General features: G+C 72.5%; 8 protein-coding genes. 4 read left to right on the top strand and 4 right to left on the bottom strand.

The annotated features are described in order from the left end of the window. The coding region (locus RMN98_RS16705; RefSeq protein ID WP_309649948.1) for a carboxyl transferase domain-containing protein at window positions 1–665 on the bottom strand (665 nt) is incomplete at its 3' end. A gap of 226 nt (window positions 666–891) precedes the next feature. Between RMN98_RS16705 and RMN98_RS16700 the strand changes: the two genes are divergently transcribed. Beyond that, window positions 892–1,491 (top strand): TetR/AcrR family transcriptional regulator, encoded by a 600-nt coding sequence (locus tag RMN98_RS16700; protein WP_309649947.1) that lies wholly within the window; start codon window positions 892–894, stop codon window positions 1,489–1,491. A gap of 4 nt (window positions 1,492–1,495) precedes the next feature. Next, on the top strand, window positions 1,496–2,230 hold the full coding sequence (locus tag RMN98_RS16695; protein WP_309649946.1) for a peptidoglycan-binding domain-containing protein: 735 nt from the start codon (window positions 1,496–1,498) through the stop codon (window positions 2,228–2,230). Between the two features lie 140 nt (window positions 2,231–2,370). Here RMN98_RS16695 and RMN98_RS16690 read toward each other — a convergent pair whose 3' ends face one another. Next, entirely contained in the window at window positions 2,371–3,066 is a 696-nt protein-coding gene (locus RMN98_RS16690) for an SWIM zinc finger family protein (RefSeq protein ID WP_309649945.1), read from the bottom strand. Beyond that, entirely contained in the window at window positions 3,063–5,828 is a 2,766-nt protein-coding gene (locus RMN98_RS16685; protein WP_309649944.1) for a DEAD/DEAH box helicase, read from the bottom strand. The genes RMN98_RS16690 and RMN98_RS16685 overlap by 4 nt, the downstream gene beginning before the upstream one ends. 106 nt (window positions 5,829–5,934) lie before the next feature. Between RMN98_RS16685 and RMN98_RS16680 the strand changes: the two genes are divergently transcribed. Together RMN98_RS16680 and RMN98_RS16675 are read left to right on the top strand one after the other, a co-directional pair. After that, complete coding sequence (locus tag RMN98_RS16680) at window positions 5,935–7,032, top strand: beta-eliminating lyase-related protein (protein WP_309649943.1); 1,098 nt, start codon at window positions 5,935–5,937, stop codon at window positions 7,030–7,032. Between the two features lie 23 nt (window positions 7,033–7,055). Continuing rightward, window positions 7,056–7,541: a glutathione peroxidase gene (locus tag RMN98_RS16675; RefSeq protein WP_309649942.1), complete on the top strand. Its 486-nt coding sequence runs from the start codon at window positions 7,056–7,058 to the stop codon at window positions 7,539–7,541. A 99-nt stretch (window positions 7,542–7,640) separates the two neighbouring features. On the opposite strand, the gene RMN98_RS16670 is transcribed toward RMN98_RS16675, so the two are convergent. Next, window positions 7,641–8,687 (bottom strand): hypothetical protein, encoded by a 1,047-nt coding sequence (locus RMN98_RS16670; protein ID WP_309649941.1) that lies wholly within the window; start codon window positions 8,685–8,687, stop codon window positions 7,641–7,643. Between the last annotated feature and the right edge of the window lie 380 nt (window positions 8,688–9,067).

The following is a 9,067-nucleotide window of genomic DNA, read 5'->3' as shown; positions in this document are numbered from 1 at the left end:
CCGCCCCCGAGGTCCTCCGCCGTCACGACCTCGCCGGTCGCGGCCTTCACCAGTGGCGGGCCGCCCAGGAAGATCGTGCCCTGCTCCTTGACGATCACGGTCTCGTCGGACATCGCCGGGACATAGGCGCCGCCGGCGGTGCAGGAGCCCATGACGCTGGCGACCTGGGGGATGCCGCGCGCCGACAGGTTGGCCTGGTTGAAGAAGATCCGGCCGAAGTGCTCGCGGTCGGGGAAGACGTCGTCCTGCATCGGCAGGAACGCCCCTCCGGAGTCGACGAGGTAGACGCAGGGCAGGTGGTTGTCGGAGGCGACGGTCTGCGCGCGCAGGTGCTTCTTGACCGTGATCGGGTAGTAGGTGCCGCCCTTGACCGTCGCATCGTTGGCGACGACCACGCACTCCCGCCCGCTGATCCGCCCGATGCCGGTCACGATGCCGGCGCTCGGCACGGTGTCGGGCGCGTCCGCCCGGCCCGGGTCGCCGTACATGCCCGTCGCGGCGAGCGGGCTGAGCTCCAGGAACGGGCTGCCGGGGTCGAGGAGGGCGTCGACCCGGTCGCGCACCAGCAGCTTGCCGCGGTCGGTGTGCTTGGTGCGGGCGGCCTCACTGCCGCCGAGCCGGGCCGTTGCCAACCGCTCGCGCAACTCGGCGACGAGGTCTGTCATCTCTGGGGGCACCCGGCCAGGTTAGCGATCGTTAACCTGCACGTCCATGCTGTCGCTCACCGAGCCGGCGCGATGTTGCAGCCGGTGGGCCGAGCCGGCGCGATGTTGCAGCCGGTGGGCCGAGTCGGCGCGATGTTGCAGCCGGCTTCTGCAACAGTGCGCCGATTCGGCCAGCGCTCAGCAACATTGCGCCGACTCGGCCGTTAACGGGCGCTAACCTTCGTGGATGAGCCAGGCGAGCAGCGACGAGACGCCGAGCCGTCGAGAGCAGATCCTCGCCACGGCGGCCGATCTCTTCGCGGCCCGCGGCTTCCACGGCGTCTCGGTGGCCGACCTCGGCACGGCCTGCGGGATCAGCGGCCCGGCGCTCTACAAGCACTTCGCGTCGAAGGACGCCGTGCTCGCCGAGATGCTGGTGTCCATCAGCGAGCAGCTGCTGGCGGTCGGGACGGCCCGGGTCAGCGCCGCCCACGGGGCCGACCAGGCGCTGCGGGCCCTGGTCGACTGGCACGTCGACTTCGCCCTCAACCACCGCGCGCTGATCATCGTCCAGGACCGCGACTGGGAGTCGCTGCCGGTGCAGGCCCGCGAGCTGGTGCGCACGCTGCAGCGGGCCTACGTCGACCTGTGGGCAGCCCAGTTGCGCAGCCTGCACGACCGGCTGGACCTGACCACGGCGCGGGCCATGGCGCACGCGGCGTTCGGGCTGATCAACTCCACCCCCCGGACGGGCGCCCTGCCCGACCCCTCGCTGCACGACGTCCTGATCGCGATGGCGCTGCGCGCGCTGCTGCCCGCCCCCGGGGGACCTGCCCGCTTAGGGTGACGAGATGGGTAGGAGACGGGCACTGTGGCTGCCGCTGGCGGCGGCGCTGCTCGGCGCGACCGCCGGTGTCGCGACCGCCCTGGTCGTGCCGGACGAGGAGCCGGTGACCAGCGAGTCCTCCTTCAACGACCCGCTGCGCGTGGGCGTGCCCCTCGTGGACCTCGAGTGCACCGGCGACGCCGTCATCGTGCTGGGCTACGGCGAGACCGGCGCGCCCCTGCGCTCGGCGGTAGTCAACAACCCCGACGAGACCGTGCGCTACCTGCGCACCGACGACTCGTGCCCGACGCTGTGGGGTCCTCCGGAGAACGACGTGCCGGAGTACGTCGCCTACAGCGGCCCCTACGACAGCCTGATGGACCCCTGCCTGGCCCGGCTCACCGGCGAGCACAAGCGCGACGACGTGACGCGCCTGCACTCGGGCAACACGACCTACGTCAAGTGCGTCTGCGAGGTCCCGACGGCCGACCTGCGGGTGCTCTCGCGCAGCGACGGCACCGACCCCGAGACCGCGATCTGGGTGCGGTCCCTGCAGAACACGCTGATCGACATCGACGTGGCTGCCGGTCGTGAGGACCGCTTCCGCCCCGAGAACGTGACCGGCATCTTCGACGAGGCCACCGAGCAGCGCGTGAAGGACTTCCAGGAGGTCCGCGACATCGTGCCGCCCACCGGGGTCGTGGATGCCGAGACGTGGGGAGCGCTGACCGACCAGGTCTGCATCACCTACGACTACTAATTTTGGGGGTGCGCCGACCAATGTGGGGGGATGCGCCGACGACTGGATCCGTCGTAACCTGAAGTGCACGCGGGGGAAACCGTCGTGTACCGCCCCCGATCACGGCTCACATCGGGGGCGGTCCGCATTTCCGGCGCCTGTCAGAACAGGTGGTCGATGCCGGCGCCCGGATCGTCGACGAGCTCGAGGATGCGAGCGGCCCTCAGGGCGGCGTCGACGGCGGCGTCGACATCCCCCTCCTCGGCGGGACGGTCCGCCGCGACCTCGACCGTCGACCGCTCGTGCAGGTCTGCCAGCAGGGCGTCGCGCGGGACGCCGCGCAGGTGGAGCAGCACGAACGGGTCGGCCTCCACCAGCCAGGTCAGCTGGTAGAGCACCGCCAGCGCGTGCGGGCACGGGTCGGCCCAGAAGCTGCAGGTGCACGACGAGCCGAGCTCGCCGCCGTAGGGAAGCAGCTCGACCCCGAGCTGGTCGGCGTGCTCGACCAGGGTGTGGGGCAGGTCGCCGGCCAGCAGCGCCGCGACCCTGCCGGCCTCGGCAGCGACGGTCTCCACGAGCGCGTCGCGGCCCGCGTCGTCGAGCACCGGCACCGTGCCCGACGCCGTGACCAGGCCGCTCTCGTCCTCGACGCTCGCCACGAAGCCGCCCGGCGTGACGGTGATGCCCCCGACGTGGCCGCCACGGGCGAGGGTGCGGGCCTTGCGCAGGTCGCCGTCGGCGTACGCCGCCTCCTCGACCGCCCGCACCCATGCCTTGCCCCACCAGGTGCTGGCCCGCGCGGGGCGGGTGCGCGCCGCGAGACGGGAGTGGACCACGGTCGACGGCTGCACGGTCACGGCCGCCGCAACGTCACCAGGTCGCGCAGCTCGTCGTTGCTCAGCTCGGTGAGCGCCGCCTCGCCGCTGCCCAGCACGGAGTCGGCCAGCGCGCGCTTGCGGGTGAGCAGCTCGGCGACCTTCTCCTCGATCGTGCCCTGCGTGATGAGCCGGTGGACCTGGACGGGGCGGGTCTGGCCGATCCGGTAGGCGCGGTCGGTGGCCTGGTCCTCCACTGCGGGGTTCCACCAGCGGTCGACGTGGATGACGTGGTCGGCGCGGGTGAGGTTGAGCCCGGTGCCGCCGGCCTTGAGCGAGAGCAGGAAGACCGGCACCTCACCGGCCTGGAAGCGCTTGACCATCGCCTCGCGCTCGCGCACGGGCGTGCCGCCGTGGAGGAACTGGTGCGGGATCGACGCCTTCGCGAAGTGGGTCTCGAGGAGACGGGCCATGGCGACGTACTGCGTGAAGAGCAGCACCGCCCCGTCCTCCGCGAGCACCGTGCCGATCAGCTCGTCCAGCAGGTCGAGCTTCTCCGAGCGCCCCGCCAGACGGCCGTTGGACTGCTTGAGGAAGTGGGCCGGGTGGTTGCAGATCTGCTTGAGGCCGGTGAGCAGCGCGAGCACCAGGCCACGGCGGGTCTCCTCGTCGGCCTCCTCGATGCGGCGCATCGACTCGCGCACGAACGACTCGTAGAGGACGACCTGCTCCTGGGTCAGGCCCAGCGGATGGTCGGTCTCGGTCTTGGCCGGAAGCTCGGGGGCGATGCCGGGGTCGGACTTGCGGCGCCGCAGCAGGAACGGCCCGATCAGGTCGGCGAACTGCCGAGCCTTGGTCGGCTCGAGCCCCGACTCGATCGGACCCGCCCACACCTTGCGGAAGGCGTTGCGGCTGCCGAGCAGTCCCGGGGTCGCCCAGTCGAGGATGGCCCAGAGCTCGGTCAGGTTGTTCTCCACCGGGGTGCCGGTCAGCGCCACCCGCGCCCGGCTCTGGATCGCCCGCAGCGCCCGTGCCGTGGAGGACTGCGGGTTCTTGACGTGCTGCGCCTCGTCGGCGACCACCAGGTCCCACGGCACCTCCTCGAGGGTGGCGTGGTCCACCCGCATCGTGCCGTACGTCGTGAGCACGAACCCGCCGTCGTGCTCGAGGTCCTCGAGCGAGCGCTGCGTGCCGTGGAAGCGCCGCACGGGCACCCCCGGTGCGAAGCGCTGGATCTCCGCCTCCCAGTTGCCCAGCAGGCTGGCGGGGCACACCACGAGCGTCGGTCCGGTCGCGCCGGCGTCGCGGCGGTGCAGGTGCAGCGCGATCAGGGTGACGGTCTTGCCGAGGCCCATGTCGTCGGCCAGGCAGGCCCCGAGCCCGAGCGAGGTCAGGTCGGCCAGCCAGGTGAGGCCGTGGCGCTGGTAGTCGCGCAGCTCGGCCCGCAGGTGCGGCGACGGAGCGACGGGATCGCGCGTGGCCGCGGTGAGCAGCTGCTCGCGCACCTTGAGCAGGGTGGCGCCGACGACGACCTGGGTCTGGGTCGCCTCGCCCCGGTCGTCGGCCGGCTCGAGCTGCACCACGCCGGTGAGCGCAGCGGCGACCGCCTGCACGGGCTTGACCGTGCGGACCAACCGCTTGCGGGCCCGCTTGGCCATCGCCGGGTCCACGACGGTCCAGTGGCCGCGCAGCTTGAGGATCGGCGCCGTCGCCCGGGCGAGCTCGTCCATCTCCTCGGGGGTCAACGGGTCGCCGTGCAGCGCGAGCTGCCACGTGAAGGCGAACATCGCGGCGGCGCCGAAGAGGCCTTCGTGCAGCGGCTCCTCGCGCTGGCCCTTGCCCGCGCCGGCCCCGCCGGGGGGCGAGGTGCGGTCCAGGACGGCGCTGGCCGTCAGGTCGCGACCGAGGCTGCGCGGCCACAGCACGTCGACGCCGCGGTCCTTGAGCGCTCCGACGCCGTCCTCCAGCAGGCTGACCAGCTCGTCGGTGTCGAGGGTGATCTCGTCGGGCACCCGGAGCTCGAGGAGGCGGTCGAGCACCGGCCAGGCGTCGGCCGCGGCTCGCAGCGCGATGCTCGCGTGGGTCCTGGCGCGCTCCCCGAAGCCGTGGCTGGCGGTTGGCCCGCTCTCGGTGAAGAGCACCGCCGCGTCGCAGAGGTGGAGCGGGTTCTGCTCGTCGTGGACCTGGAGCACCAGTCGCACCGCCCCGGCGACCAGCTCCTCCTCGTCGGCCTCGACCCGCAGCGAGATCGTGACGAGCTGGGGCAGGTCGGCATCGGTGTCCGTGCGGTGCCGGGCCAGTCGTTGGCGCAGCCGCGACTCGAACCCGTGACCGCCGCGCTGCCGCTCCTGGTCCGGCGCGCGGCTCGAGGAGGGGGTGCCGGCCCGGTGGGCGGTCGAGAGCGGTGCCGAGCGCGGCATCGCGTCGCTGACCGCGTCGAGCACCTCGCGCACCAGCGCCTGCGCGGCGCGCTCGTCGACGTCGTCGTAGGACCGCGAGCGCGCGAGCATCTCCACCCGGTCGGTGTCAGCGGCGTCCAGCGGGCTGGCCCGCCAGCTGCGACCACCCTCGTCGGGCTCGAACTTGCCGGCCGCCACGAGCCGCATGCCGAGCAGCACCGCACCGCTGAGCAGCCCCACGCTCGGGTGCACGTCGTCGCGCGCGTGGGCCTTGGTGAGCACCGGCAGCGCTGCACGGATCGGCAGCGCGATCGTGCGGCGCTCGTCGCTGAACTCCACCACGCCCTCGCGCGGCGGCACGGCCGGACGGAAGGTCGCCGGTCCGGTGACGGGCACGAAGCTCACGGGCGACCTCGGATCGGATGGCGGGCGGACCTCGACGCTAACGTGCGGCACCGACCATCCGTTCCCTCCGGGCTCGACGAGTCGGCCCACGTGAAAGCCTGGGGCGATGGACGACCTGCAGCGGCGCTTCCAGGCAGCACTCGACTCCGGGGCGCGCACGGTGCTCCACCACCCCCGTCGTACGCCGGCGGAGACGATGGCCCGTCTCGCCCGGGCCTGCGAGGAGCTGGGCGTCGACACGTGGGACGGCTACGGCGAGCGGGGACCGGTGGCGCGACTGGAGGCGGAGGTCGCCGAGCTGCTCGGCACACCGGCAGCGGCGATGTTCCCCAGCGGGATCATGGCGCAGCAGGCGGCGTTGCGCGTGTGGTGCGACCGGGCCGGGACCCGACGCATCGCGCTGCCCGACCTCTCGCACCTGCTCAAGCACGAGGCCGACGGGCCACGGCGGCTGCACGGCTTCGAGGTCGAGCACCTCACGACCGGCCGTGTGCAGCCCTCCGCGGAGGCGCTGGAGGCCCTGCCCGGTCACCTCGCCGCCGTGCTCGTCGAGCTGCCGCTGCGCCACGCCGGCTGCGCGCTGCCGGACTGGGCCGAGCTCGAGGCGTTCTCCGCCGCGGCCGAGGAGGGCGGGATCGCGCGGCACCTCGACGGCGCCCGGCTGTGGGAGTCGCAGCCGTTCTACGACCGGCCCCTGGCGGAGGTCGCCGGCCTCTTCGACAGCGTCTACGTCTCGCTCTACAAGGGGCTCGGCGGCCTGGGCGGGGCGGTGCTCGCCGCCGACGAGGACGTCGTGGAGGAGGCGCGGCTGTGGCGCAAGCGCATGGGCGGCACGATCTTCCGGATGACGCCCGAGGCCGTCGGTGGGCTGGTCGGGCTGCGCGATGAGCTGCCGCGCATGGGTGAGTACGTCGCGTGGGCGCGGTCGCTGGCCACCTCGCTCGAGGCGCGGGGCGTGCGGGTCAACCCGTCGCCACCGCACACCCCGACGTTCGAGGTGTTCGCCGACGGCACCGAGGACGAGGTCAACGAGCGGCTCTTCGCGCTGGTCGAGCGCGAGGGGGTGGTCCCGAGCTTCCCGTGGTGGTCCACCGCCGTGCCCGGCGTGGTGACGACCGAGATCGCGGTCGCCTCCGCCGCGACCGGCTTCGACCCCGACCAGGTCGCGGACTGGCTCGCGGAGGTCGCGCTCGGAGCCTCGTGAGCCTCGTGAATAGGCTGGGCACCATGACCCTCCTCGACACCCCCCTCGCCCGCCTCGACGGCACGCCCGGCACCCTCGGCGACCTCACCGGCGGCAAGCCCGCACTGCTGGTCAACGTGGCCAGCAAGTGCGGCCTCACGCCGCAGTACACCGGGCTCGAGGAGCTCCAGAGCGAGCTCGGCGACCGCTTCACCGTCGTCGGTCTGCCGTGCAACCAGTTCGGCGGCCAGGAGCCCGGCTCGTCCGAGGAGATCGCGGAGTTCTGCTCCTCGACCTACGGCGTGAGCTTCCCGATGAGCGAGAAGGTCGAGGTCAACGGCGACGGCCGCCACGCGCTCTACACCGAGCTCGTCCAGACACCCGACGAGAGCGGCACGGTCGGCGACGTCTCGTGGAACTTCGAGAAGTTCCTCCTCGCCGCCGACGGCTCCGTCGTGGCCCGCTTCGGCCCTCGCGTCGAGCCGCTCGACGACCGCGTCGTCACCGCCATCCAGGCCCAGCTGGCCTGAGCCGGCGGGGCAGCGGACGACTTCCGGTGCGACATGTAACACGTCGTTACCCCATCTACGAGACCGTTGCAGCGGTCGGGTAGATGAGCAGACGACGTGTTACAAGTGGGACACCCGCCCCGTCACCACCGGCAGCCCGGCCAGCGTGACGATGCCGGGGGCGGCGGCGACGACCGCGGGGACGGCGTTGGTGACCGGCATCGCGGTGTAGATCATCCCGAGACCCATGAAGCCCTCCTCGGTCCAGTCGGCCGGGGGCAGGCAGTGGATGACCGTGCGCATGTTGGGCAGCCCGAAGACCTGGATCACGTGCCCGTGGGCGAGCGGCTTGGGCGGCACGACGTGCGAGCCCATCGTCCAGTTGAAGCCGACGCTCACGACGTTGCGCTCACCGACCCAGCCGCGGTGGTAGCCCATCACGCCGGCGACCGTCCCGGCCGGGACCTGCATGAAACCCAGGTCGGAGTCACCGGTGGCGGTGGTGAACTCGACGTCGAAGCTCATCCGGTCCAGGATCACGCCCAACGCGTCGGCCATCATCGCGGCCGACTCGGCGAACACCTCGCTCTCGACCCGCACCGACTCGGCCAGTCCCGGTGTGTCGGGTGACTGCGAGAACCCCATCGCCGTCTGCGTCCCGGCCGACTCGTAGGTCGAGCAGTCCACCGACTCGGTGATCCGGATCTCGTCGACCCGCTCGCAGGCCCCGCTGAGCACCATGCCGACCAGGTTGGTCAGCCCGGGGTGGGCGCCGCTGCCGAAGATCGTGGAGCCGCCGGCCTCGCAGGCGGCCCTGATCCGGTCGAGGTCCGGCGCCGACTGCTTGCCGCCGGTGATCCACGCAGCACTCGTGCAGACGTTGACGCCCGACTCCAGCAGCCGCGCGAGGTCGTCGATGCTGGGCCACAGCGGGTTGTAGCAGCACGCGTCGGCACCGAGCGCGAGGAGCGCGTCGACGTCGTCGGTCGCGCGTACGCCGGTGGGTGACGGCCAGTCGCACAGCTCGGCCGCGTCGAGGCCCACCTTGTCCGCGCCGTGGGCGAAGACGCCGACCAGCTCGAGGTCGGGGCGGGCGAGGATCGCGTGCAGGGAGCGACGACCGATGTTGCCGGTCGTCCACTGGATCACGCGCAGCGGCTGACTCATGCGCGCCACAGTAGAACCCGTTCTAGTTTGTCGTCCAGGAGTGGCTCGCACGATCGGGCCAACCGATCGTCACGGCGACGTGAGGAGGCGCACGCCTGGCCCCGGATCCCCGCCTGGGCACAGGCGACCGTGATCGCGGACACGTGGGGAGGACTTGCATCGGGGCACCCGGGTTGGCCACGGTGGACGATCCGCAGGGCGCCTCACGCAGCCGCCCCGGTCACCGGCACGCCTGGTCCCCCTCTCTCCTCGTGCCCACCTTCGCGGCATCACCCTGCCGATCCCGAAAGGCCTCCTCGCCATGTCCTTGTCCTTCCGCGCACCACTCTCCAGCGCCCCGCCCGGGCGCCAGGTGGTCTCGCCCGCCGAGCTCACCTCCC

Source organism: Nocardioides sp., from assembly GCF_031397825.1.
GTDB lineage: Bacteria > Actinomycetota > Actinomycetes > Propionibacteriales > Nocardioidaceae > Nocardioides.
This window is presented reverse-complemented; position numbering and strand designations above follow the sequence as displayed.

Excerpts from the sequence above, each read along its gene's own strand:
- RMN98_RS16700 (WP_309649947.1), top strand. The coding sequence starts at position 892 with ATGAGCCAGGCGAGCAGCGACGAGACGCCGAGCCGTCGAGAGCAGATC.
- RMN98_RS16695 (WP_309649946.1), top strand. The coding sequence starts at position 1,496 with ATGGGTAGGAGACGGGCACTGTGGCTGCCGCTGGCGGCGGCGCTGCTC.
- RMN98_RS16680 (WP_309649943.1), top strand. The coding sequence starts at position 5,935 with ATGGACGACCTGCAGCGGCGCTTCCAGGCAGCACTCGACTCCGGGGCG.
- RMN98_RS16675 (WP_309649942.1), top strand. The coding sequence starts at position 7,056 with ATGACCCTCCTCGACACCCCCCTCGCCCGCCTCGACGGCACGCCCGGC.
- RMN98_RS16670 (WP_309649941.1), bottom strand. The coding sequence starts at position 8,687 with ATGAGTCAGCCGCTGCGCGTGATCCAGTGGACGACCGGCAACATCGGT.